Source organism: Trichloromonas sp. (assembly GCF_041583255.1).
Classification (GTDB): Bacteria; Desulfobacterota; Desulfuromonadia; order Desulfuromonadales; family Trichloromonadaceae; genus Trichloromonas.
The window spans coordinates 1-25363 of sequence record NZ_JBFHGD010000008.1; the positions used below are offsets into that span (position 1 = coordinate 1).

21 protein-coding genes are annotated in these 25363 nt (G+C 59.4%); 17 read left to right on the forward strand and 4 right to left on the reverse strand.

What is annotated here, in order from left to right; genetic code table 11:
- Both ABYV89_RS01315 and ABYV89_RS01320 read left to right on the forward strand, forming a co-directional pair.
- Positions 1-2188, forward strand: a 2188-nt coding sequence (locus ABYV89_RS01315; RefSeq protein ID WP_432821113.1) for a DUF6701 domain-containing protein, incomplete at its 5' end; no start/stop codon positions are given.
- 156 nt (positions 2189-2344) lie between these two features.
- Positions 2345-2692, forward strand: coding sequence for a hypothetical protein (locus ABYV89_RS01320; RefSeq protein ID WP_432821114.1), 348 nt, complete (start codon positions 2345-2347; stop codon positions 2690-2692).
- 447 nt (positions 2693-3139) lie between these two features.
- Here ABYV89_RS01320 and ABYV89_RS01325 read toward each other — a convergent pair whose 3' ends face one another.
- Entirely contained in the window at positions 3140-3400 is a 261-nt protein-coding gene (locus ABYV89_RS01325; RefSeq protein WP_432821115.1) for a cytochrome b5 domain-containing protein, read from the reverse strand.
- Positions 3401-3503: 103 nt separating this feature from the next.
- Positions 3504-3827 carry a cytochrome b5 domain-containing protein gene (locus ABYV89_RS01330; RefSeq protein WP_432821116.1) on the reverse strand — a complete coding sequence of 108 codons (324 nt, stop codon included), beginning with the start codon at positions 3825-3827 and terminating at the stop codon, positions 3504-3506.
- A gap of 426 nt (positions 3828-4253) precedes the next feature.
- On the opposite strand from ABYV89_RS01330, the gene ABYV89_RS01335 reads away from it, so the two are divergent.
- From ABYV89_RS01335 to ABYV89_RS01405, 15 genes are all read left to right on the forward strand, one after another.
- Positions 4254-5483 carry a hypothetical protein gene (locus tag ABYV89_RS01335; RefSeq protein WP_432821117.1) on the forward strand — a complete coding sequence of 410 codons (1230 nt, stop codon included), beginning with the start codon at positions 4254-4256 and terminating at the stop codon, positions 5481-5483.
- Positions 5484-5498: 15 nt separating this feature from the next.
- Positions 5499-6353, forward strand: coding sequence for a cytochrome c3 family protein (locus ABYV89_RS01340; RefSeq protein ID WP_432821118.1), 855 nt, complete (start codon positions 5499-5501; stop codon positions 6351-6353).
- Between the two features lie 30 nt (positions 6354-6383).
- On the forward strand, positions 6384-8345 hold the full coding sequence (locus ABYV89_RS01345; protein WP_432821119.1) for a hypothetical protein: 1962 nt from the start codon (positions 6384-6386) through the stop codon (positions 8343-8345).
- Between the two features lie 123 nt (positions 8346-8468).
- Complete coding sequence (locus tag ABYV89_RS01350) at positions 8469-10778, forward strand: hypothetical protein (RefSeq protein WP_432821120.1); 2310 nt, start codon at positions 8469-8471, stop codon at positions 10776-10778.
- A gap of 218 nt (positions 10779-10996) precedes the next feature.
- Positions 10997-11617 carry a winged helix-turn-helix transcriptional regulator gene (locus tag ABYV89_RS01355; protein ID WP_432821121.1) on the forward strand — a complete coding sequence of 207 codons (621 nt, stop codon included), beginning with the start codon at positions 10997-10999 and terminating at the stop codon, positions 11615-11617.
- A gap of 62 nt (positions 11618-11679) precedes the next feature.
- The gene (locus tag ABYV89_RS01360; RefSeq protein WP_432821122.1) at positions 11680-12948 is read left to right on the forward strand and encodes a flippase; all 1269 of its coding nucleotides are present in this window, start codon (positions 11680-11682) and stop codon (positions 12946-12948) included.
- A gap of 32 nt (positions 12949-12980) precedes the next feature.
- Positions 12981-13412, forward strand: a complete 432-nt coding sequence (locus ABYV89_RS01365; protein WP_432821123.1) for a cupin domain-containing protein — start codon at positions 12981-12983, stop codon at positions 13410-13412.
- On the forward strand, positions 13409-14527 hold the full coding sequence (locus ABYV89_RS01370) for a DegT/DnrJ/EryC1/StrS family aminotransferase (protein WP_432821124.1): 1119 nt from the start codon (positions 13409-13411) through the stop codon (positions 14525-14527). Before ABYV89_RS01365 ends, ABYV89_RS01370 begins: the two co-directional genes overlap by 4 nt.
- Entirely contained in the window at positions 14524-15288 is a 765-nt protein-coding gene (locus ABYV89_RS01375) for a class I SAM-dependent DNA methyltransferase (RefSeq protein ID WP_432821125.1), read from the forward strand. Before ABYV89_RS01370 ends, ABYV89_RS01375 begins: the two co-directional genes overlap by 4 nt.
- Positions 15285-16475: a glycosyltransferase family 4 protein gene (locus ABYV89_RS01380; protein WP_432821126.1), complete on the forward strand. Its 1191-nt coding sequence runs from the start codon at positions 15285-15287 to the stop codon at positions 16473-16475. The genes ABYV89_RS01375 and ABYV89_RS01380 overlap by 4 nt, the downstream gene beginning before the upstream one ends.
- Positions 16472-17227: a glycosyltransferase family 2 protein gene (locus ABYV89_RS01385; RefSeq protein ID WP_432821127.1), complete on the forward strand. Its 756-nt coding sequence runs from the start codon at positions 16472-16474 to the stop codon at positions 17225-17227. Before ABYV89_RS01380 ends, ABYV89_RS01385 begins: the two co-directional genes overlap by 4 nt.
- Positions 17224-17988 (forward strand): glycosyltransferase family 2 protein, encoded by a 765-nt coding sequence (locus ABYV89_RS01390; protein ID WP_432821128.1) that lies wholly within the window; start codon positions 17224-17226, stop codon positions 17986-17988. Before ABYV89_RS01385 ends, ABYV89_RS01390 begins: the two co-directional genes overlap by 4 nt.
- Positions 17981-19012 carry a glycosyltransferase family 2 protein gene (locus ABYV89_RS01395; protein ID WP_432821129.1) on the forward strand — a complete coding sequence of 344 codons (1032 nt, stop codon included), beginning with the start codon at positions 17981-17983 and terminating at the stop codon, positions 19010-19012. The genes ABYV89_RS01390 and ABYV89_RS01395 overlap by 8 nt, the downstream gene beginning before the upstream one ends.
- Positions 19013-19069: 57 nt before the next feature.
- Positions 19070-20152 carry a DUF2304 family protein gene (locus ABYV89_RS01400; RefSeq protein ID WP_432821130.1) on the forward strand — a complete coding sequence of 361 codons (1083 nt, stop codon included), beginning with the start codon at positions 19070-19072 and terminating at the stop codon, positions 20150-20152.
- A gap of 34 nt (positions 20153-20186) precedes the next feature.
- Positions 20187-22097, forward strand: coding sequence for a tetratricopeptide repeat protein (locus ABYV89_RS01405; protein ID WP_432821131.1), 1911 nt, complete (start codon positions 20187-20189; stop codon positions 22095-22097).
- A gap of 109 nt (positions 22098-22206) precedes the next feature.
- Here ABYV89_RS01405 and ABYV89_RS01410 read toward each other — a convergent pair whose 3' ends face one another.
- Together ABYV89_RS01410 and speA are read right to left on the reverse strand one after the other, a co-directional pair.
- Positions 22207-23214 (reverse strand): DUF3187 family protein, encoded by a 1008-nt coding sequence (locus ABYV89_RS01410; RefSeq protein WP_432821132.1) that lies wholly within the window; start codon positions 23212-23214, stop codon positions 22207-22209.
- A gap of 181 nt (positions 23215-23395) precedes the next feature.
- Positions 23396-25312: a biosynthetic arginine decarboxylase gene (speA, locus tag ABYV89_RS01415; protein ID WP_432821133.1), complete on the reverse strand. Its 1917-nt coding sequence runs from the start codon at positions 25310-25312 to the stop codon at positions 23396-23398.
- Positions 25313-25363 lie beyond the last annotated feature (51 nt).

Below are 25363 nucleotides of genomic sequence, written 5' to 3' on the forward strand. Positions count from 1 at the left end.
TAACAAGGGAAATGCGCAGACCGGCACCGATTTCGCTTCGGTGACGGTGGTGCCGGCAACTTCGGCCAGCCATTTTGTCCTCAGCCATGACGGCTTCGGCATCAATTGCCTGCCTGAGCCGCTGCGGGTCACGGCGGTCAACGCCTCCGGTGCGGTGGTGACCGGCTACACCGGCACCATCACCCTCAATACCGGCAGCGGCAAGGGAACCTGGTCGCTGGCCAGCGGCAGCGGCAGCTTCAGCGACCCGGTCGCCAACGACGGGCTGGCCAGCTATACTTTCGTCGCCGGCGATGCCGGCACGGTTTTGTTCAATCTCGCTTATCCCGAAGGGGCGACGCCGCTCAATATCCTGGTCAGCGCCGGGGCCATTGTCGATGACAATACCGAGGGCCTGCTCGCCTTTACCCCGAGCGGTTTCACGGTCACCTCGGCCCCCTTGAACAACCCGCCGCCTGCAGTGATCCCCGCCTTTGCCAACCAGACCGCCGGTACGAACTTTACCGCCTATCTCACCGCCTACGGGCAGACCGCCACCGACCCGCTCTGTGGCGTGATCGAGGCCTATGCCGGGGCCAGGAGCCTGCGCTTCTGGACCGGCTACAGCAACCCGGCCTATGCCGGTTTGGCGGCCCCGGTCCGGCCCACCGTCACCGCCGCCGCTACCATCAGCGCCGACAAGTTCGAAGACGAAACCGCCACCGGGCTGTCGGTCAATTTTGTCGCCGGCCAGGGACAGGTGACGGTCAAGTACAAGGATGTCGGACGCATCGGGCTCAATCTCAAGGATGTCGCCACCCCGGCCGATCCCGTCTCTTTGCCGTCGGGCATTCGCGGCGACAGCGGCCTGTTCGTGGTCAAGCCGGCCGGCTTCAGCCTCGGCAGCATCGTCCGTGACGCCGATGGGTTTGCCAATCCCGCCGCGGCCGATGAGAATGGCGCGGTGTTCATCAAGGCCGGCGATCCCTTCAGGGCCACCGTCACTGCCCGCGATGCGGAAGGGACCGCGACCCCGAGTTACGGCAAGGAAACGCCGCCCGAGGGGGTGGCCCTGGCCAGCACGCTGGTTCTGCCGGCGGCGGGAGCGAACCCGGCGCTGAGCAATGCCAGCGCCTTCGGCGCCTTCACTGCCGGCAGCGCCACCGGGACGACCTTTGCCTGGGGCGAGGTCGGCATCATCCGCCTCACCCCGGCGGTGGCTGACGGCGACTACCTTGGTGCGGGGACGGTTACCGGCACGGCCAGCGGCAACGTCGGTCGGTTCATCCCCTTCGACTTCGGCAGCGTCAGCAATGCCCCCGAATTTGCCCCGGCCTGCGGCCGCTTCAGCTATCTCGGCCAGCCGTTCAGCTACGGCACCGCTCCGGTTATCACGGTAACCGCCCGCAACGCCGGCGGAATCAAAACCGCCAATTACACCGGCGTCTTCTGGAAAATGACCAATGCCAGCCTGTCGGGGAAATCCTATTCGGCGGCAACGGGGGCGCTGGACAGCTCCCTGCTGCCGGCCGTCGATCCGGTCATCGTTGACAGCGGCGACGGCACGGGAACGCTGACCTTCTCCTCCGGCGGCGGCCTCGGTTTCGTGCGCGGCGCACCGGTTGCCCCCTTCGACGCCGAGATCCGTCTGCAGATCAACGTGCAGGATTCCGACGGCGCCGCCTTCGCCGGCAATCCGGCCGCCTTCGGCAATACCGTCGCCGGTGGCGGCATCAACTTTCCCGTCGATCCCCTCGATCCGCTGCTGCAGCTGAAAACGATGCGCTTCGGCCGATTGTCACTGCAGAGCGCCTACGGCTCCGAGCTGGTGCCTCTGCGACTGCCGCTGCGCGCCGAATATTACGACGGCGGCGGTTTCGTCACCAATGCCGACGACGGCTGCAGCAGCTACGACGGCACCGTCGCAACGCTGGGCAACTACCAGCTTAACCTGAATGCTCCTGAAACGACTGCCAGCGGCGCCGGTTCACTGATCGGCGGGCTGTTCGACCCGGCCAACCCCCTGCAGCTTTCGGCCCCCGGGGCCGGCAACGACGGCAGCGTCGATCTGACCCTGCCGGTGGAATTCTGGCTGCGTTACGACTGGGACGGCAACGGCAGCCACGACAATAATCCGGTCGGGCGGGGCACCTTCGGCATCTACGGCGGCACCCCGCGGATGATCTACACCCGGGAAACGGTGCGCTGAGTCATTGCGTCAATTGGGCTTGGCCGCACCCAGTTTCGGTGTTCCCTGAAAGTCAAGACCGGCGGGTCGCGTCCCGCCAGACGCCTTACTTTTTGTCCAAGCCAACATAAAAGTAAGCAAAAAATGGCTCCACTGCGTGGGGCATGAGGGGCTCTGGTGCGGTTGGCTTGGGCCTTTGTTCGTGTTGTGCGGTGGACGCCGGTCGATCTTCGTAGCACATCTGCCGATGGTGTGGTCGACGCAGCAGTTTTCCGGGCTGAGCAAACGCCGGGATGCGTTTTTGAATACTCAGGACCAACCGGGGTGCTTTTATCTTGTAGCGGCGGTGTTTGCTCAGCCGTGCTGGCTGGTGGCGCAGGTGTGCTGCTCGCAGTTGTGGCCGACGAAGACGTTCTCTGTTCAATTGCGACGCCGTTTTTCAGGACCACTGCCCTTCGCGACAGTAATGCTCCACGCAGTGGCGTTTCTTTTGGTTACTTTTCATTTGCGCTCAAAGAAAAGTAACCCGGCTGTCGGGCCGGGACCCGACGGTTTAGTTTTGGTGGTTTTTTGAAAGTCAAGACCGGCGGGTCGCGTCCCGCCAGACGCCTTACTTTTTGTCCAAGCCAACATAAAAGTAAGCAAAAAATGGCTCCACTGCGTGGGGCATGAGGGGCTCGGGTGCGGTTGGCTTAGGCCTTTGTTCGTGTTGTGCGGAGGACGCCGGTCGATCTTCGTGGCACATCTGCCGATCGTGTGGTCGACGCAGCAGTTTTCCGGGCTGAGCAAACACCGGGCTGCGTTTTAAAGTCACAAGAGCAACACAGTTGCTTTCCCTTGGTAGCGGCGGTGTTTGCTCAGTCGCCTGTCTTTGATCGCAGATTAAGATAGAGTACGAAGTTTCTCTCCTGTAAACAACAAGGGGCCGGCCCACATGGACCGGCCCCTTGTTGTTGCCGTGTTTTCAGGTGCTCAGAACAGTCCCCACTTTTTCTTTTTCGGCGGCTCCGGTTCTTCCAGTTGACCGACCACCGGAAATCGGTCCACCACCGCGCGCACATGGGGAGCCGACTTGATCTCCTCGGTCATGTCGCCGCCCGCATTGTGCAGTCCCTGGTGATCGCCGCTTGCCCACAAGGGGCTGGCGCTGACATCGTAGACCTTGCCGTTAACTGCCACGTAGGCCTTGCGACCGTCTTTGCCGTCGTGTTGAGCCAGTTCTTCCCGGGTCATTTTTACCTCCTGATGAATGCTCGCGGTTAGGTGTGTTATTTGACGATTTGTTGACATGCGGTGTCAATAAAACCGGTGTTTTCCCTGATGGGGGATGCGTAACTCAGGGCAGCAGAAAGTAAGCGCCAGCAGCAGCTATGATCAGAAAGAAAAAAAACATGACCTGGTTGGTTTTTTTTGCCGTCTGCGCAGACATGCCGGGTGCGTCATCGAGGTAAGCGACTACCGGAAATTTTTCCAGTACGGCTTGCACGTGCCGCGCTTTTCTCAGCTCTTTGGTCAGGTCCCGTCCCGCTTGCTGCGCGCCCTGGTGATCGCCGTCTTGCCACAGGGGGCTGTCGCTGACATCGTATACCAGGTCGTTGATGGCGACATAGGCTTTGCGGCCGTTTTTGCCGTCGTGTTGGGCCAGCTCTTCCTTAGTCATTATATGCCCTTATGTTGTTAATGAGCGCATTGAACTTGGCGCAGTTTATGTATGTTGCCTTTATAAAGTCTTTTGTTATAGTCATTTTTAGACTGTTCCAACGTGTTTCGCAAGTTGTAAATGAAAATTAGAATGACATCACATGTGGTAAGATACTGAGGTTTAATGGTTTTTTTAGGTTCTGTTTTTTGGTCGTTTTTTTGGGGTTGAAATTACTTGCCAGATTAAATCGGCAATGTTAATTGTCGAGTGTCGGCCTGTCGTCTTTTGGCGGATAATCTTGAGCCTCCTCAGTGAAAGGGCCGGCCCTCTTTCGTAGTATTATGGTTAAATTGCTTCTTCCTGTATCTTGATCAGGATAAGGCATTTTTTACGAGCAATGGATGCTCCCTTGGTTCTCTGCGGAGTGTGTCAACAGGAGATGGCATGAGAGTCTGGCAAAGTTTTATTAGGGGTCTGTTGCTGATGCCGCTGGTCCTTTGTCTGGCCGCCCCGGCTGGGGCAGCGTCGGTTTCCGGTCGGGCCAGTACCCTGCTTGAATGGTACGATACGGCCACCGAGGATACCTCGATGCCTCTTTACCAGTACCTGCAGCTCAATGTAAAGGATCTTGGAGCCCAGGGGTACAATTTCAAGGTGTACGGGCGGCTCGGCGATGATCTCAACGATGAGGAAGCTGCCAAGAGTCGTCTCTATTATGCCTACCTGGAAAAAAAGGACCTGTTCAAGGGGCTCGGGTTCAGGCTCGGTCGTCAGTTCATTTCGACCACGGCCGGGGCGTCGCTGATGGATGGCCTTTCGCTCGACTATACGCTGCTTGAAGACTACAAGGTCAAGGTGTTCGGCGGCGGCGACGTCAGTTATTACCAGGGCTACAACGTCAAGGATACGATTGTCGGAGTTGAAGTTTCCGGTCAGTTTTGTGACAGCCTGGATCTGGCGGCGTCGTACCTGCAGAAGTGGGACGGCGGCCTGCTGGGCCAGGAACTGGTCGGCTTTGACGCCAGCTACGACCTGGACGGCAAGCTCTGGCTCTACAACGAACTGCAGTGGGACATCCTTTCCGAGCGGCTGAGCTATGCCCAGCTGGGTGGAAAGTATCGCTTCGATGCCCCGTTTACCGTCCGCCTCGAGTATCTCTACTCCCTGCCGGTTTTCTCATCGACCTCGATCTATTCGGTCTTTGCCGTGGAGGATTACGAAGAAGTGCTGGCCGAGGTGACCTACCGGCTACAGCGGGGGCTGCAGGTCTTCGGTCGTTATACCCGTGAAATCTACGACGAATACGATGACGCCAACCTGTTTGAAGCCGGTATTGAAAAATTGCGCACCGGCAAGTTCTCCGGTTACCTCACCGGGATTTACCGCAGCGACGACGGCGGCCAGGATCTTAAAGGGTTCAAGGTGCGTACCGCCTACAAGTTTACCCCCATGGTCGAAGCCGGGGTCGGCATGAATCTCGACGTGCTGGAGCGACAGATCGATTATTTCGACAGCGACAGTGCCAGCGACGATACCACCAGCCGGCGCTACTGGGCTGATGTTTCCCTGCACCTGAGCAAAACAATGAGCGTCGAGGGCAAGGTCGAACGGGTAGACAGCGAACTCTGGGATTACTACAATCGCGGATCCCTCCGCTTCAACGTTCTTTTCTGACAAGGAGCATCCGATATGACCCGCAGAGTGCTTTTGACCATTGTTCTGCTGCTGGCGGCCGGGACTCAGGTCTGGGCCGCAGGCTTCAACCATAACGACCATGTCAATGAGTATGTTGACGGTGCCGGCTGTGATACCTGTCACGTCGCCGGGGCCGAATCGATCGTTCCTGACACCGCCGTTTGCCTGGAATGCCACGATGAAGAGCTGATCGGCAGCCTGTCTTTGCCCGAACCGAGAACCCATGGCCCGGTCTGGGCGCTGAATCATCGCGCCGAGGCTAAAGGCAGCGCCATCGACTGCGCAATGTGCCATGAACAGAGCTACTGCCTCGATTGCCACAAGGCCGGTTTCGCCCATGAACAAGGGGCTTTCGGCAACAACATGAGCAACGTGCATCGCAGCGATTTTCACGTGACCCATCCGCTTGCCGCCCGCAGCGATCAAAATCTCTGCTCGAGCTGTCATGAACCGGACTCCTGCACCGAATGCCACGACAGGTTCCGCCTTCGTGGCGACGGCATCGGCAGCCCCTCGCACCGGCGCACTTTTGATCTGGGGTTCAACACGAGTATGGACGACCATCCCACCAACAGTACGCAATGCGATGATTGTCATCTGCAGACTTCGGTGGCTCCGAGCTTTCACGATTGGGAAATTGGCCATGCGCGCGAGGCTCGTCGGTCGCTGTCCACCTGCCAAGCCTGCCACCCGGACGGGGATGTCTGTCTCAAATGCCACAGCGCCAGAAGTGGCATCGTCCCTCGGTTCAACCCGCACGGCAATGACTGGAGCGATCGCAAAGGCCGGCTCAAGGATGCGAGCAACGGGAAAACCTGCAGAAGATGTCACGCTCCCGGCACTTACTGAACAACCCGTTAACTCTCAGAGGTAGTCATCATGTTTAGGATAAAGATCGTTTTTCTGCTCACCGCATTGACCGGCATGGTGCTGCTTGGCGGCTGCGGCAGTAGCGGCGGGGGCTCCGGTGACGGCCAGGCCGATACCCCTGCCGGCAGGTTCGGCGTCGATCCGAACGGCATCATTTTTACCGGTAGTGCCAGTTGTATCGCCTGTCATCAGGATCTTGCCTTCAGCGCCGCCGTCGTGGCCAGGTTCCAACAGAGCAAGCATATGGTTCACAGCACGCAGGTCAATGCCGCATCGCCTGCTCTCTGCCTCGACTGCCATGATCCGATTGGCGAGGGCAGAACGCTGGAATCGCTCGTGCCCTCCGGCAATATTCCTGCCGATGGCCTTGCTGCCGTCGGTTGCGAAAACTGCCACGGCGCCGGCGGCGAGCATTTCGGTTTAGCCCCGATTGTCAACGCTAGCCCCGACTTTGTTCAATGCGGTCAATGCCATGCGGGTCTTCCTGCGGGGCCGCTTGGCCACTCCGGTCTGTTTGCCGGTAATATTCTGGAAAATTATCAATCCAGTGCTCATGCCGATTCCCTGCGGGGCTCGAGTGCTCTTTGCGACCGCTGCCACTCCGACGAAGGGTTCCGCGCTTTTATCGACCAGACGGCGGGTCTTGACTCCGGTCAGCTTGCAACGGCGCTCACGGGTGTTGCCCGACCGACAACCCTGTCGGCGATACAGTGCCGTACCTGCCACGACAGCCATTCCGGTGAATTGCGCGTCGCCGCGACTTCGGCCGTTGAAGACGGCACAGAGGTTGTCCGGTTCTCAAGGGAGTTCAACCTTTGTACCGGCTGTCATCAGGTCTTTCTGTCGGCGACCTTTGACCCGGTCACCGGCAGCTATGCCTATCTTCTCGATGCCACCCGGGCTCCTTTCCACGGCAGCGTCGATGGGCCAGTCACAGCAGGATCACGGGTGATCTGGGATACCCACTTCGCCTACCCGGCAGGGGGGATTGCCGGGTACAGTGTCAATGCCGGCGACGAAAAAGCCTGCACGCTCTGCCATGATCCGCACGGAGCCACCCGGTTTGCCCAGGCCGATGCCCAGACCATTGCCGAAGAATGGGGGGCTTCTGGCCATGCCGATTATCAGGGCAAACCGTTCAGCCCCTCCATCACCCGGGCGGCCTGCTTCAAGTGCCATTCAGGCACCGAATACTCCCGTTTTGTCCAGGGGGTTGTGCCTGCCGATCTTGACACTTCGGAAGGGGCGCGGGTAATCGCCTGTGTCGCCTGCCATGATCTGCTCGCCCGTGACACGGACGGACAATTCGCCCTCGGTGCCCTGCGCCAGGTTGATGCGGTTACTTTCCCTTCCGGCGCGGTGGTTTCTCTTGGCGGTCCGAGCAACCTGTGTATGAACTGTCATCAAGGGAGTTCTTCGACCCCCACGGTCAACGACCGCATTGCCGCAGTTAACCTGAGCTTTTCCAATATCCACAATTATGCCGCCGCCGCGACCCTGTTTGGCGGCGAGGTTCAAGGTGGTTACGAGTATGCCGGGCGTACCTACCGGGGGCGCAACAGCTTCCCCTCGCACACCTTTTTCGGAGCTCCGGAGTTAACCGACTGCACCGGTTGCCACCTGGGCACCGCCGCCGACCACAGGTTCTCGGTACCGCTGGAATCCTGTACCGGATGTCACACGGGTGGCTCCCTGCAGACCTTGTCCGGTTCGCCGCGAACTAACTTTGCTCAGATCGCAATTCTTAAAGATCAGCTGTTGGCGCTTCTGACGGCCTCGGGCGTGCAGGCGTTGGCGAGTTACCCCTACTTCGGTAACATAACCAGCGAGCGGCAGCTCAAGGCCGCGTACAACTGGCAGGTGGCAGACAAGGAGCCCGGTGGCTATGTTCACAACGGCATCTATATCCGCCAGTTGCTCTATGATTCTATCATCGACATGGGGGGCACGACGGGCGTGCCACGACCCTGATGTTTTTTTAATACGGGATTTCGTTGCCGAATCGGTCGGCGCGGGTCCTTTCTGCCACGCGGGTAGTCGAGCCAGAGGGCTTGGCACACCCGAATTGTGTCACTCTTTTTATGGAGGAGTACCATGAGTAAACGGAGTCTATGTTTCAGGCTGCTTGTCGCCGGGCTGTTGGCGTGCTCGCTGACGCTCGCCGGTTGTTCAGGCGACGACGGTCGTAACGGCATCGCCGGTGTCAGCGGCATCGATGGTGTCGATGGTGTCGACGGTGTCGACGGTGCTGATTTCCAGCTGCCACAAGGTCAGGTGGTTGGTCTTGTTAACTGTTCCACCTGTCACGCCGCCAGTACGGCGGTTGCCGATTGGTTGACGAGCGCCCATGCCAACCAGGGCAGCCATACCATTAATACCTGCGCTGCGGCTTGTCACAACCCCAATGGTGAAAGATTTGAAATGGCTGCCGCATATGGTGTCAGCCCCGCCGGTTACGTTGTCGGCTGCGAAGCCTGTCACGGCGCCGCCAGTGGCCATGTCGGCGTCGGCCCGATTCCCTATGCGGCTCCCGGAACGGCCCAATGTGCTCAGTGTCACGGCACTCTTCCCGAGGGGCACATCGTCTATCATCCCTTTGCTGATGACATTGCTACGCGTTTTGACACCAGTCGTCACGCCGTTCAAAATGCCCGTGCCGGTTCCTGCAGCGCCTGCCACAGCCATGAAGGCGGCATCGAGCTTCTCGCCATGGGGCGCATGACCTCCGACGCAGCACTGAAGGCAGCCTACACCGACGCTTCAGCCGAGTCCTATATGCTGCCGGTTGGCTCCGAGACCATCGTCGGCGTCATGAAAAAAACCTGCGCCACCTGCCATGATCCCCATACCACCGAACTGCGTGGCGATGGCGATGTGATCGTGACCGGCCTTTTGGGCGGCGGCGGCGCGACCGTTGAGCAGACCCGCACGGTCTACTCCGCCGAGTTCAACCTCTGCACCGCTTGCCACATGGTCGATCTGACCGCTACCTGGGTGCCGGAAGCGACCGAAACATCCCCCAATAAAGGGATGTATGAATACGAGTTGTCGTCCAAGTACACTGCCGCCAACCTGGTGGACGCGGGTACCGGTACCTTTGACTTGAGCAAAGCGCCCTTCTATCACGATGGCGCCAGCGGCAACGGCCGGACCTTCGTCGACACTCACTTCGGCGGCACCATCATGGAGCACCTGGTGGCTTTCAACGGCAGCGCAGCCAACATCACCATCAAGGGCTACAATGTCAACCCGGGCGGCAAGAATGCCTGTACCATCTGCCACGATCCGCACACCGCGGGCAAAATGCTCAGCATCGATAGCAGCTCCACGGTTGACTATGCCGACCAGTTCGATAACCAGGCGATTTCCTATGCCGAAGGCCTCGGTGACTTCCACAGCAACTACCTCGGCACGGTCAGCTACCGCAACACCGGCTGTACCCCCTGCCACTCCGGCGATGGTGCTTTCGCCGCTCTGGCCGCGGGACAGACTGACCTTGGGGATCCGGGCTGGAACGTGCTCGGTTGCCGCGGCTGCCATGATCTGGCGCAGGCCAACGCGGCACCCGGTGCAAACAATTCCGCAGCCTTCGCCGAAGTGCGGGAGTTCCCTGCCGACTACGAGTTCAAGTTTAGCGCTCCTGCCGCCGCTGTTGTCACCGCCGCCGAACTGGGCGTCAACCAGGTCTGCTTCGAGTGCCACAAAGGACGGACAGCTGGTGTCGACGTAGCTGCTCTGGCAGATCCTGCAGCCGGTACGACTAACTACTCCATTTCGTATCTTCACTATGCACCGTCGATGGCCATCCTTTACGGCAACGACTCCAAGATGGTCGCCACCTACGCCGGCAAGACCTACGCTGGCCGCTTCGCTCACTACGATGGCGCCAAGTTTGGCTGCGTCGACTGTCACAACGTGCATGATACCGAAGGCAACCATGCCGCAGATAACAAGATGACCACCAGCTCTGCCTGCATGGGTTGCCATGGGCCCGGCACCTTTGCCGATGCGGACCTGCTCCAGGCTCGTACCCAGGCGTTCAGCGAGCGTCTGCTCGCCACTATCATGACAGCGATGGTCGCAGCTGACGGCCAGGCCGGCCTCAATGCCACCTGCCAGGCCAAGATCACCGCATTGATGGGCGCTTACCCGAATGCGACCTTCGCCACCGCGGAAGAGGAGCTGATGGATTACATCCAGCAGCGCGTGACCACCTTCCCGAACAAGACCATCGCCCACGCCGCGTCGAGCTGGAAGGTCTTCACCTATGAAGACGGCGCGCCGCACGGCCAGACCCACGGCCATGGCGGTTCCTGGGCGCACAACAGCAAGTTCGCCCGCCAGATCATGTACGACGCCATCCAGAGCCTGGGTGGCAGCCTGACCGGTCTGATCAGACCCTAAGGCCTTGTTTGTTGCTTGACTGAAATGGGCGGGGGGAATCCCCCGCCCATTTTTTATCCTAACGGCTGCAGTTCGTTTCCGCAAAGCCGCAGTGGTCACCCAGGATCGGGTCCTTTCAAAGACAAGGGGCTTAGCCTGTTTGCCAGAGAATGTTTGCATGTAACTCCAGGCATCGAAATTCATTGCTTTAATGGATGGCCTGGGATAACGTTCATTTCATGAACGATGACGAAATGAATGACCAGGATGTCTTGCGTTCGCTCCGGCTGATGGCCGAACTGGAGAAGGACGTGCCCGTTTCACAGCGGGAGATCGCCGGTCGGCTCGGTATTGCCGTGGGGCTGGTCAATTCCTACCTTAAAACCCTGGTGAAGAAGGGCTATGTGCAGGTTAAAGCCTACCCGCGCAATCGCTTCGCGTATCTGCTGACGGCAAAAGGTCTCGTCGAAAAAAGCCAGCTTGCCTGCCGACATCTCGGCAACTTTCACAAACTCTACCGGATCACCCGTCAGGACAGCCTGGCTCTCTTTCGCACTCTGCATCAGCGGGGGGGCGAGCGGGTGGTCTTTTGCGGGCTGGACGATTTGACCGAGATCGCCTACCTCTCTCTGCGCGAGGCCGGCCTGGAACTGGCGGCGGTGATGGATGTCGCGGCCGGCAGCCGCTTTCTCGGCTTTCCGGTGGTCTCCTTGGAGGAGGGGATTGGCGCGGGCGATGGGCCGATCGTGATCACCTGCCTGCCGCGAGCCGAGGAACTCAAGAGCCTCTTGCTGCAGCGCGGGGTTGCTGAGCAGTCGATATTCTCTCCGACTTACCGCTATGAGGAGCTTTGGCGATGAAGCAAGCCTTGACCCGCTTGCTGCCGTCTTCCCTGCGAGTGAAATGGACGGGGAGGGAGTCTTTGCCGACGGTTGTCAGCAACACCGGCTGGCAGTTCGCCGATAATCTCCTGCGGATGACAGTCGGGTTGCTGGTCGGGATCTGGCTGGCGCGCTACCTGGGGCCGGAGCAGTTCGGCCTGCTCAGCTATGCCCTGGCATTTGTCTCACTCTTTTCGGCGCTGTCTGCCCTCGGCCTCGATGACATCATTGTGCGTGATATCGTCCGTGCGCCAGATGTCAAAAACGAGGTTCTGGGCAGCACGTTCCTGTTGAAACTGGGCGGTGGGGTCCTTACCTTTTTGGCCGCGACCGGAGCCGTCTTGGTTCTGCGGCCCTTTGACGGGCTGAGCCACTGGCTGGTGGGGATTATCGCCGCCGGGTCGGTTTTTCAGGCCTTCAACATCATCGAGTTCTGGTTTCATTCGCAGGTTCAGGCCAAATATGCGATTTTCGCAAAAAATGCCGCTTTTCTCGGCTGCTCTCTGATAAAAATCGTGCTCATCCTTGCGGCGGCGCCCCTGATTGCTTTTGCCTGGGTCGCTCTTTTAGAGGTCGTTGCCGGCGCGCTGGGCTTGATAGTTGCTTACAGATCAAGGGGCTACCGGTTGAGGGAGTGGCGTGGTCGATTCAACAAGGCCGTGGCTTTGCTGAAGGACAGCTGGCCGCTGATGCTTTCCAGCATGGTCATCATGGTCTATTTGCGAATCGACCAGGTCATGCTGGGGGAAATGGTGGGCAACGAAGAGGTCGGCGTCTATTCGGTGGCGGTACGTATGGCGGAGGTCTGGTATTTCATCCCGTCGGCGCTCTACTGGTCGGTCTTTCCCGGCATCGTCGCTGCGAAGGAGCTGAGCAAAGCCCTTTTTTACGAGCGGTTGCAGAAGCTCTACAACCTGACGGCGTTCTCGGCCTATGCCGTTGCCCTGCCAGTGGCGCTCGTGGCCCAGTGGCTGGTGCCGGCCCTGTTTGGCGAGGCCTACGCCAGGGGGGGGCTGATGCTGGCTGTGCTGGTCTGGTCGAACGTTTTTACCGGTCTGGAAATGGCCAGAAGCTCTTTTCTAACCGCCATGAACTGGACCCGCCTGTATTTGCTGACGGTTTCTTTGGGGGGCGTCCTGAACATCGTGCTCAACTATTTTCTGATCCCCAAATACGGCGGCATGGGGGCCGTAATGGCTTCCCTTTTTGCTTACTGGTTTGCTGCCCATGGTTCATGTTTTTTGTTCAGGCCTTTATTCAGAACCGGCTGCATGCTGAGCAAGGCACTGGTTTATCCGAAAATATGGTGACACGCAGACTCGCAGTAGAAACAGGAGCCTAAATGATTGAAAATGTTCTTCACAACAATGAGCTTCTTGCCATCATCGTCTCACATCGGTTCAGCGAGGCAGGCATTCATTTTTTTACCCCGGACGACCTCTCCCAGCAGCTGGCCTATATGCGTCACCCCGCGGGCAAGGAGATCGCCCCGCACGTACACAACCCGGTGCCGCGGCAGGTCCACTACACCCAGGAGGTGCTCTTTATCCGCAGGGGGAAAGTGCGGGTGGATTTCTACGACGAGGAACGAAATTATCTGAAGAGCCGTGTTCTTGAGGGAGGCGACACCATTCTCCTCGCCACCGGTGGCCACGGTTTCGAGGTGTTGGAAGATCTGGAGATGCTTGAGGTGAAGCAAGGGCCTTATGCCGGTGATCAGGACAAGACGCGATTTGAGGCCGTGGACAAAAAACAGCTGAGGGTTGAGAAATGATACCGGTCAACGAGCCGCTGCTGGACGGAAACGAAAAAAAATACCTGAACGAATGCATCGACACCGGCTGGATTTCGTCCGAGGGGCCGTTTGTAGCGCGGTTCGAAGAGCGGATGGCCGCTGCCGTCGGACGCCGGCACGGCATCGCTGTCTGCAACGGTACCGTGGCGCTGGAGATCGCTGTTGCCGGCCTTGGTCTGCAGCCGGGGGACGAGGTCATCATGCCGACCTTCACCATAATCTCCTGCGCGGCGGCGGTGGTGCGCCGGGGGTGTATTCCGGTGCTGGTCGACAGCGATCCCTTCACCTGGAATATGGATGTTGCGCAGATCGAGGCTCGCATCAACTCGCGTACCAGGGCGATCATGGTGGTTCATATCTACGGGTTGCCGGTGGATATGGATCCACTCCTTGAGATCGCTGCAAAATACGGCCTGAAGATCATCGAAGACGCGGCCGAGATGCACGGTCAAACCTACAATGGCCGCCCTTGCGGCAGCTTTGGTGACCTCAGTACCTTCAGTTTCTATCCGAACAAACATATCACCACTGGTGAGGGGGGGATGGTGCTGACCGACGACGACGCTCTGGCCGAACGCTGCCGTTCTCTGCGAAACCTGTGCTTTCAGGCGAAAAAGCGGTTTGTGCATGAGGAGCTCGGTTACAACTTCCGCATGACCAACCTGCAAGCAGCGCTGGGGGTCGCCCAACTGGAGCGCCTGGAGGAGTTTGTCGCCCGCAAGCGGCGGATGGGGCAGTACTACACAAAAAGGTTGTCGCGGATCGAGGGCTTGGAGTTGATGCTGGAGAAAACCCCCTATGCGGACAACATCTACTGGGTGTACGGCATGGTGTTGAAGGACGAGCTGCCCTTAGATGCCGCAGAGGCGATGCGCCGGCTCGGCAGCCTCAGGATTGGCACCCGACCCTTCTTCTGGCCGATGCATGAGCAGCCGGTTTTCCAGAAAATGGGGTTGTTCAAGGGGGAGCGCCACCCGGTTGCCGAGCGCCTGGCCCGTCGCGGGTTCTACATCCCCAGCGGAATGGCCTTGAACGAATTACAGATGGATGAGGTGGCAGAGGCGGTCAAGGGGCTGACGAGGGATGAGGCATGACGGTTTTCGGTGCCTATTCGCGTTATTATAATCTGCTTTACAAAGACAAGGATTACCCCGGTGAAGCGCAGTACGTCAACGAGCTGATCGTGCGCCACTGTCCGGCGGCGAAAACCGTTCTCGACCTCGGTTGCGGAACGGGCCGCCACGACCTGCTGCTGGCTGAAAAGGGCTATGAAGTTACAGGGGTTGACCAGTCCGGGGAGATGCTCGCAGTAGCCCACTCTCAACGCGAGACAAGCAAAGGTCAGCGTTTTTCAAGCACTTTTCTCCAGGGAGATATTCGCAGCGTCCGCCTCGATCGGTCATTCGATGTGGTGGTTTCGCTCTTCCATGTTATGAGTTATCAGGTCAGCAACGACGATTTGCGGGCTGCCTTTGCGACGGTGCGAGCACATCTCAAGCCCGGTGGGGTGTTTATTTTCGATTGCTGGTACGGGCCGGCCGTGCTGACCGACCGACCTGTGGTTCGGGTCAGGCGGTTGGAAGATGACGAGACCGCCGTGACGCGCATTGCCGAGCCGGTCATGCAGGGCAACGACAACCTGGTGGAAGTGCATTACCACATGCTGGTCAGGGACAAGGCGAGCGGCGCGATGGATGATTTGCACGAAATTCACCGCATGCGCTACCTGTTCCGGCCGGAAATTGAGTTACTCCTGCGTGAGACGGGGATGGCTGTCATCGAGTCTTTCGAGTGGATGACCGGCCGCCAGCCCGGGTTCGATACCTGGGGGGTCTGTTTCGTGGTGCGCGGATGAAAAAAATCGGCCTCTTTCTGGAAGCCGAGCCGAGCGGTGGCGGGACGTTCCAGTACAATCAGACGATGCTGGAGGCGGTGGCCGCGCTGCCCCGCGACCGCTTTTCGGTTGTGGTCGGTTACACCTCGGCGCTGTGGCAGGAGTACCTCATGGGCTATGACCTGCAGACCGTGTTCGTTCCCCGTGGGGTATGGGGGCGGGTCTTGGGCCAGGGGTGGTTGCTCTCCGGTCTGCCGATGGGGCCGTGGAGAAAGGCCTGCCCCTTGTTTCACCCCATCGCCAAGGTATTGCTACGGCAGGAGTGCGACCTCTGGATCTTCCCCTCCCAGGATGCGCGCAGTTTTCAGGTCCCGGTTCCGGCCCTCGTCAGCATTCACGATCTGATGCATCGCTACGAAAGGCGTTTCCCGGAGGCGGGTTCGCGCTGGCAGTATCTGCTTCGTGAGCGTCATTACAGTAATATCTGCCGATTCGCCCGCGGGCTCCTCGTCGATTCGGTTATCGGCCAACAGCACGTCGTCGAATCCTACGGAACGCCGAGCGGGCGGACCCATGTCCTCCCTTTCATCGCCCCGGGTTACCTGCGCTCCGCGGCAGCTTCGCCTGGCTTCGACACGCGATACCGGCTTCCGGAGAAGTTCATCTTTTACCCTGCACAGTTCTGGGAGCACAAGAACCACCAGCGCCTGATCCGGGCTGTTGCTGCATTGAAAAACGAGCTGCCCGACCTGAAGCTGGTCCTGGCCGGCTCGAAAAAGGGCGCTTACCCTGCGGTCTTAAAATTGGTGCATGACCTCAATCTTATGGACGATGTGCTTTTTCTCGGTTACGTTCCCGATGCCGATATGGCCGAGTTCTATCGCCGCGCCCGGGCCCTGGTGATGCCGACCTATTACGGGCCGACCAATATCCCCCCCCTGGAGGCTTTCACCGTTGGCTGCCCGGTCGCCATCTCGGAGATTTACGGCATGCCGGAGCAGGCCGGGGATGCCGCGCTGCTTTTCAATCCCGATTCGCTGGAGGAGATTGCCCACAGCATCCGGCGGTTGTGGAGCGACGACCGGCTCTGTGCCGAACTGGTGGAGAAGGGGGCAAGGCGAGGGGCCAACTGGGGACAGCCGCAGTTCAACGAACGGCTGTGTGAAATCGTCACCGGTATGGTCTCCGCGGCGGAGGGTTCCAGATGACGAGTATCCCCCAGGGGGCAAAACCGCGGATTTCCGTCATCACCGTGGTCCGGAATGGCGAAAAATCCCTGGAACAGACCATCCGCAGCGTCCTGTCCCAGGAATACGACAGCTTCGAATACATTCTCGTCGATGGCGCATCCACTGATGGCACGCTCGATATTCTGCGGGCCCATGACCGGGCTATCCGCTGGATCAGTGAGCCCGACCGGGGCATCTACGATGCGATGAACAAGGGGCTGGCGATGGCCAGAGGGCACTGGATTTATTTCCTCGGCGCCGACGACCGGTTGGCGGGTCCCCGAACCCTTTCGGATATCGCGCCGTTTCTGGACGAGTCCCTTGCCTTGGTGTTCGGTCTGGTCCGTTATCCCTGCGGCCGGGTTGTAAAGTCGCGGCTCAGCCCCAGGACGCTGCTTCACAACACCGTTCATCACCAGGGGGCCTTTTACCACTCTCGCCTTTTTTCCGGCTGGAGATACAACGGCGATTATCGCATCGTTGCCGATTATGAACTCAACCTTCTTCTCTACCTGCGCGGGGATGCTTACGGGAGAATCGACGAAGCGGTCGCCATCTGTGGCGACATGGGGGTGAGCTTGAAGGAATGGGACAAAGCAGTCGCAGAAACCAATGCCCTGCGCAGGCAGCATGTGGGAGCCGTTGCCAACACGGTTTTTTCTGGCCTCAATAGGCTTGAAATGACCCTGTACCGCCTGTTTCTTTTTTTGCAGCGGCGAGCGAGGCCATGACGGACTCGCGTCCGCAGCAGAAAATCTCCGTCTGCATGGCAACGCGCAACGGGGAGTCGTATGTCGGCGAACAGGTGGCGTCGATTTTGCCGCTACTGCAACCGGACGATGAGATCATCATCTCCGATGATTCCTCCACCGACCGGACTGTGCAGATCATCAAGAACCTGAATGATCGCAGAATTCTTTTGTTGGAAAATAACACGTTTTTCAGTCCAATCTTCAATTTTGAAAACGCGCTGAAATACGCCAACGGTGACATCATCGTTCTTTCCGATCAGGATGATATCTGGCTGGAGAACAAGATCAAACTGATACGGGAGCGCTTCCGTCAGTGTCCGGCGACCATCCACCTGATCGTGATGGATGGTCTGGCCATCGATGCGACCGGAAAGATAATCGAACCCAGTCTCTTTCGGAGAATCGCTGCCGGCCCCGGGGTGTTGAAGAACGTCTACGACAATACTTATATGGGGTGCTGTATGGCCTTTTCACGGTCGCTGCTGCAGATCGCGCTCCCATTCCCGAAGCGGATTCCCATGCACGACATGTGGCTTGGGCTGCTGGCTGAGCTTTTCGGCACTGTCGAGTTCCTGGAGGAGAAGACCATCATGTACCGGAAACATGCGACGAGCATGACGGAGTTTCAGCGACGCTTCCTCCCGCTGACCCAGATCAGGCGACGCCTCTACCTGGGCTGGTCACTGGGGACGAGATTCCTGGCGCGGAGAGCCTCGCAGTGGACATTGACCGATGGTTGAGCCGCGCACAAAAGCCTCCATCCTGATCGTCAACTGGAACGGTCGTGAGCACCTGGAAGCCTGCCTCGACAGCCTGGTTTCGCAGAGTTTCCGCGATTTCGAGGTCATTCTGGTGGACAACGGTTCGGTGGACGGCTCCGTCGATTTTGTCCGCGGCCGGTTCCCTTGGGTGCGCCTGGTCCTCCTTCCCGAAAATACCGGTTTTGCCACCGGCAACAACCGGGGCCTGGAGCAGGCCCGCGGAGACTACATCGTTACCCTGAACAATGATACCCGGGTCGAGCCGGACTGGCTGGAGGTGCTGGTCGAGGTTGCCGAGAGCCACCCGCGGTTGGGCATGGTGGGGTGCCGGGTCTGCTCTTACGCCGACCCCGATGTGATCGACTCGCTCGGCATGGGTATCTGCCGGGACGGGATGTCGCGGGGGCGGTTTCGCCATCGGCGCTGGTCGTCCCTTCGCTTGCAGGAGGTGGAGGAGATCCTGTTCCCCAGTGCCTGCGCCGCCCTGTACCGGCGGGCCATGCTGCAGGAAATCGGTTTTTTCGACGATGAGTTTTTCGCCTACGCCGAGGACAGCGATCTCGGCCTGCGCGGTCGACTGGCCGGCTGGGACGCCGTTCTGGCCACCCGCGCGGTGGTATATCATAAATACTCGCAGACCGGCGGCGGGTTTTCTCCCTTCAAGGTGCACCTGGTGGAACGCAACCACTACTGGGTGGCTTTGAAAACCTTCCCCGCGAACCAGTTGCTGGCCGTTCCCTTTTTCACCCTGGTCCGCTATTATCAGCAGCTTCGCGTGGTTTTGAGCGGAAGCGGCAGCGGTGAGGAGTTTCTGGCGAGTGGCTCCGGCACCCTTATTCTCAAGGCGCTGCTGCGTGGGCTTGGGGAGGGAATCCTCGGAATCCCTCGAATGCTGGGCAAGCGCCGGCAGATCATGCAGCAAAAAAAGATCAGCGGGCGCGATCTGGCCGCGCTGTTGCGGCGTTACCGGATTACCTTTCGTGAACTGCTCGACCATGACTGAGCTGGCCTCAGGCAAGGTCATAGCGTTTTTTTACCTGTGCCCGGGAGGCAGGGCGTAATGGCAGACTTGCTCGTTTTTGACCGCATCCAGATCGTAGCGCTTTTGTTCAGCCTGTTCATCTTCTGGTTTATTTTCAGCCTGGTGAAGAACAAGCGGATTCGGGAGGAGTATTCCATCCTCTGGTTCGCAATGAGTCTTTTTCTGCTCTACCTTTCGCTCGACCGTTATGCCATCGACCGCCTGGGGGAACTGTTCGGTATCGCCTATCCGCCGAGCGTGCTGACCCTGATGACCACAGGCTTCACCTTTCTCCTGCTCATCCATCTGACGGTGGTCATTACCCGGCTTTCGGAACAGAACAAGGAATTGATCCAGGAGATGGGGCTGTGGGGGGTCGTCGGGCCGGTGGAGAAAACGGCCGGGATCCTGGTGATCGTCCCCGCTTACAACGAGGAACAGAACATAAGAAAGGTCATCGAGGATCTGGGGAGCATCCACCCCGCCCTCGACGTCATGGTCATAAACGACGGCTCCTCCGATCAGACGTCCCGGGTTGCCCGTTCGACCGGGCGGGCGAGGGTCGTTGATCTGCCGAAAAACCTCGGCATTGGCGGAGCTGTCCAGACGGGGTTCAAATACGCCGCCCGCCACGGCTATGACATCGCCATCCAGTTCGATGGCGATGGTCAGCACCTTGCATCCGAGATTCCCAAGTTGCTCGAGGCCCTGAAATCCCAGGCCGCCAACATGGTTATCGGCTCACGGTTTCTGGAGGACCAGGCGAACTACCGCTCGACCTTTGTCCGGCGGATCGGTATTCGACTGTTCCAGGCGGTCAACTCTCTGCTGATCGGTCAGCGGGTGACCGACAATACCTCCGGTTTCCGGGCTTATGATCGCCGGGCGATCGAACTGCTGGCTCGCTACTATCCGGTGGATTACCCCGAACCGGAGGCGGTGATCCTGCTCGGCCGGAACGGGTTCAGTATGACCGAGGTTTTTACCCGCATGGGTGAGCGGCAGGGGGGAGGATCCTCGATCGCGGGGCTCACGGGGGGCTATTACATGGTCAAGGTCCTGCTGGCCATTCTGATGACGGCACTCAGGAAGCCGGTTGTAAATGTCCGGCATGAAGGTTGATTTCGATGGAGGAGATAACTCTAGGATGCCAGAGTTGAAAAAAGATTCTGTAGAATTGGGGTGGCGAGGAAATCTGGCCGCGTTGGCCGGCATTGTCCTGCTGGGGGTCATCACCTATGCGCACACACTGAATGTCCCCTGGTACATGGACGACCTGCATGCCATCGTGGAAAACCTGGCCATCCACCGGCTGCAGGATGCGCTGAATAATTTTTTCTACGCATCGCGGGGCATTGCCGACCTGACCTTTGCCCTTAATTATCACTTTGGGGGGACCAGCGTGGTCGGTTACCACCTGGTCAACATTGCCATCCATTTGCTCACCTCCTGGCTGGTTTTTCTCCTGCTCAAAAGGGTCTTTCGCGATCGTTTTCTCCTTGCCTTCGGCGGCGCCCTGCTCTTTGTCGCCCATCCATTGCAGACGCAGGCGGTAACGTATATCGTCCAGCGCATGACCAGCCTCGCTGCGCTGTTTTTCTTTCTTGCCCTGTATTTCTACTGCCGGGTCAGGGAGGTTCCCGAAAACAAGCCCGTACGCCACTGGCTGTTTTACGGCGGGGTTTTTTTATGCGGCGCCCTGGCCGTTTTCATCAAGCAGAACACCGCGGTACTGCCGGTCGCAATCATTCTCTTTGAGCGTTATTTTATGCCTTCCGAACGGCGTCTGCCCTGGCCGCGCCTGTTGTGGTACGTGGCGCCGTTGGCCCTGGTTCCGGCTGCCCTGGCGGTTAAAAGTCTCCTGCTGCCGATGCTTGCCGGTGCTGACATCGCCAACGTCGGCGGTGTGCCCGACCTGGTCCACCTGCAGCATCTTTCCCCCCTCAACTACCTGGCGACCGAGTTTTCCGTCCTCTGGCTCTACCTGCGCCTGTTGTTCATCCCCTATGGCCAGGCTCTCGACTACGACTTTCCTGTCGTTGCTACACTCTGGGCCTGGAAGAACCTGGTCGCTTTTCTCGGGATCGCTGCCTTGCTGGCCGTCGCGGCATTCCTGCGTAAGAGGCTGCCGCACGTCTCAGCCGGAATCCTCTGGTTTTTCCTGAGTCTCTCTGTCGAGTCAACGATCATTCCTCTCGATCCCGTTTTCGAGCACCGGCTCTATATCCCGATGTTTGGGTTTGCGCTGGTTGTGATGGCCGGCTTTGCCCGGTTGCCCAGACGGGCCGAGTTGGTCGGGATGGTGTTGATGATCACTACGCTGTCGGTTCTGACCTGGATCCGTAACGATCTCTGGAACGATCCACTGGCTTTCTACCAGGACAACCTTTTGCGCGCGCCCCGGAGTGAGCGGGTTCATCTCGACCTGGCCAATGCGTATCGGAAACAGGGGCTTTTGACCGAGGCACAGGCCCTATATGAACGGGCTCTGGAGATCAATCCCGAGTATGTCTTGATTCACATCAACCTCTCCATGGTTTACACCGCACAGAAAAACTATCAAAAAGCAGTGCATATCCTTAAGGAAGGTGTGCGCCGGAATTCGTCGCATTTCAAGCTGTATAACAACCTGGGAGTTCTTTATAACTTTTTGGGGCAATTCAGCGAAGCTGCCGCATATTTACAGAAGGGGGTTGTGCTGGAACCGAACAATGCGACGGTACATTTCAATCTTGCCGTGGCCTTTGAGCGCCTTGGTCGTCTGGATGAGGCCATCAGGCACTATCGCAGGGCCATTGCTCTGGACTATGCAGATCCGATGAGCCATTTCAATCTTGGCGCCGCGCTGCACAAAAAGGGTGAACTGCAAGCGGCCCTGCAGGCATTTTTAGTTGCCTTCCGGTTGAACCCCACCCATGCAGGAAGCGCGTACAATGCGGCAGTGGTTTACCTTGAGCTGGGTGATGTGTCGGCCGCGCAGAGGCTTGTGGCGCGTTTGCAAACGCTCGATCCTGAAATGGCGTACAGACTCCAGGTGCGTATCCATGAACGGGGGCAGGGGGGGTAGCGAAGGAAAAGGATCCGGAAAAAATGCATCGATTGAGAACCGGCCGTCGAAGAATGCCACGACGGCCGGTTTTTTTCTGATTTACGAGTGTTACCTGGGGCGCAATAAGTTAAAAACGACTGCGCAGATCCAGGTGGAACATGACGTCGGGGGCGGTTCCGGTGGCGATATCTTCGCTGACTCCCAGCTCCAGCGCCATTTGTTCGCTCAGGGCCAGGTCGCCGCCGAGCGTGAGTACCGCGGCCGGGTCGCCGAGTTCTTCCAGCTCGCTGTCGAAGAAGGGGGTATGCCCGTCGAGCTGGAGTTTCAGCACCATCCAGGGAAAGGGGCGCCAGCCGCCGCCGAGCATGGCGAAGCCGACCAGGTTGCGCTGATATTCCTCGGCAACCTCTCCATCGGTCAGCCCCATGATGCCGGCGCTGCCGAAGAGCGCCAGGGCGGTGCCACCCCAATTACCGTTGCGGGTTCCTGTCAGCCAGAGCGTCAAATCGGTGCTGCCGCTGCCGAGCAGGTCGTCGCTATCGCCGGTGGGCAGTTTAAGCGCGGCATGCAGCGCCGCTCCCCGTTGTGGCCCCTCCTTGGGGCGGTCGATCTGCCAGGCGAGGTGCAGGCGGATGTCTCCAAGTCCTTCGGTGTTATCGTCCAGCAGAACTTCTTGCTTTCCGTTGCGGATATAGCTGTAGCGCAACTGGTCTCGAGGGGCTTTGTCGCGCCCGTTCTGTGGCAGGCCAAAGGTATCGTGCCATCCCTCGATGAAGCCATCGAGGAAGCCTCCGCGATGTGACAGGTAAGGAAGTTCGATGCCGGCCTCGAGACGGGGAAGGATGCCCCGGTGCAGAGCGAGGTTGAAGCGGTAGCTTTCCCCGTCGAAGAAGATTGATTCGTTATTGCTGGTGTTGTGGCTATAGTTTTGTTCGGCGTCCACTGCGAAACTTGCGGCGGTTTCTCCCGGGCCAAGCAAAAGGGCCCTGCCGGGGCCGGGCAGGCCGAAGATCTGGGTCATGGGGGCGCGGTTGCTGGTCTGGAAAGGGATGATGTCGAGGGGGGCGGCCCAGGCCGGTGTGGCAAGGGTGGTTGTCAGCAGGAAAAAGAGCAGCAGTGTAGGTCGCAGGGTCATCCGTGGGCACCGTTGGGGGAAGGCGATCATTCAAGGAAACGACGGTCGGTGTGCCTGAGCGTCGCTTCCTCTTTACCCCAGCGCTTGCGTGCTTGTCAAACCAAAAGATGAAGACGAAAAAGCCCCGCAGCGTGGCAGAGCTTTTTCGTGGGGGGATCAGGCATATCCGGATTGCGGGTGGTCAGCTTTCGAAGTAGGTGTAGCCCTGCAGGCTGGCGGAGAATTCGTTGAGAATCTGCTGCCGTTCTTCGACACTGATGCGTTTCGCGCGCACGGCCTGTTCGGCGATGGCGCGGAAATTTTCGAACAGGGTCTGCGGGTTGTATTCGACGTAGCTGAGCACGTCGGCGATGCTGTCGCCGATGATTTCCTTCATCACGTCGTAGCTGCCGTCTTCATTGATGCGCACGCTGACGATGTTGGTGTCGCCGAGCAGGTTGTGCAGATCGCCCAGGGTCTCCTGGTAGGCCCCCACCAGGAAGGCGCCGAGGATGTAATCCTCCTCCTTGTTGATGGCGTGGACGGGGAGGGTCGGCCGGAGCCCGCGGCCGGTGATGAAGGTGTCGATCTTGCCGTCACTGTCGCAGGTGAGGTCGGCGATGATCGCCTCGCGGGTCGGCGCCTCGTTGTTGCGATGCAGCGGGACGATCGGGAAAATCTGGCCGATGGCCCAGGTGTCGGGCAGCGACTGGAAGACGCTGAAGTTGCCGTAGTAGATGTCGGAGAGGCTCTGCCGCAATCCTTCGAGGCCGGCAGGAATCTCCTCGAGGCCGTCGATGCGGGCAGCGATACTCTGGGCCAGGGCGAGAAAGATGTTTTCCGAAAGCGAGCGCTCGCGCAGGCTGATCTGCCCCTGGCGAAAGAGGTCGCGGATCTGGCCGCGGATGGCCATGGCTTCGGTGTAGCGGTCGGCCAGGTTGTGGTCGTCGATGTCGTCGCAGAGATCGAACAGGTGGCGCAGCCGCTTGTGGCTCTTTGCGGGCAGGGTGTCCGGCAGGGAAACCGCTTCGAAGTGCATGACGTCGAGGATGTTGAACATCAGCACCGACGAGAAGGCGACGGTGGCCCGGCCCGACTCGGTGACGATGTGGGGATGCTTGATCCCCTGAACGTCAAGGGTGTTGCGGATGACGTCGATGATCGCCCGGCAGTAATCGACCAGCTCGTAGTTGCGTGAATGGGGGTTCGAGGCGCTCTGGATGCCGAGGTAGTCGACGGCCAGGCCGCCGCCGAAGTCGAGGTAGCACAGCGGCGCGCCTTCCTTGACCAGCGCGGCGTAGTAGCGGCAGGCTTCGAGCACCCCGGCGCGGATGTCGGCGATGTTGGGGATCTGCGAGCCGAGGTGGCAGTGGAGCAGCTGCAGGCAGTCGAGCATGCCGCAGTCGTTGAGGGTTTCAAACACCTCGAGCAGCTGGGTCGAGCTGAGGCCGAAACTGCTGCGGTCGCCGCTCGATTCGGTCCACTGGCCGCCGACCTTGGCGTAGACCTTGGCGCGCACGCCGATCAGGGGGCGCACACCGAGGACCTTGCTGCGGGCGAGAATGGTGTCGAGCTCGGCCGGCGATTCGATGACGAAAAAGCAGCGGTAGCCGAGGCGCACCGCGCGCAGGCCGAGGTCGATGAATTCCTCGTCTTTATAGCCGTTGCAGATCAGCAGGGCGTCGGGCTTCAGCGAGGCCATGGCCAGCACCAGTTCGGCCTTGCTGCCGGCCTCGAGGCCATGGCCGTAGCGGGCGCCGAAGTGGGTGATCTCCTCGATGACGTGGCACTGCTGGTTGACCTTGACCGGGAAGACGCCGCGGTATTCCCCCTGGTAGCCGGTCTCGGCAATGGCGGCACGGAAGGTTTCGTTGAGAAAGCTGATGCGGGCGTCGAGCAGGTTCTCGATGCGCAGCAGCACCGGCATGGCGTGGTCGCGCTGGCTGATCCCCCGGGCGATTTCCATCAGTGAGACGGCAACCTCGCCGGAGGGGAATTTCGCCTTGACCGTGACATCGCCGTTGGCGTCCATGTCGAAAAATCCGGCGCCCCAGCGGCGGATGCCATAGAGGGCGGCGGAATGTTCCACCGTCCAGCGTGCTGTCGTTCTCGGATTCATCGGCGCAATTCTCCTGGAGGACTCCGGTAATGGGGTTCAAGGCGGATGCCG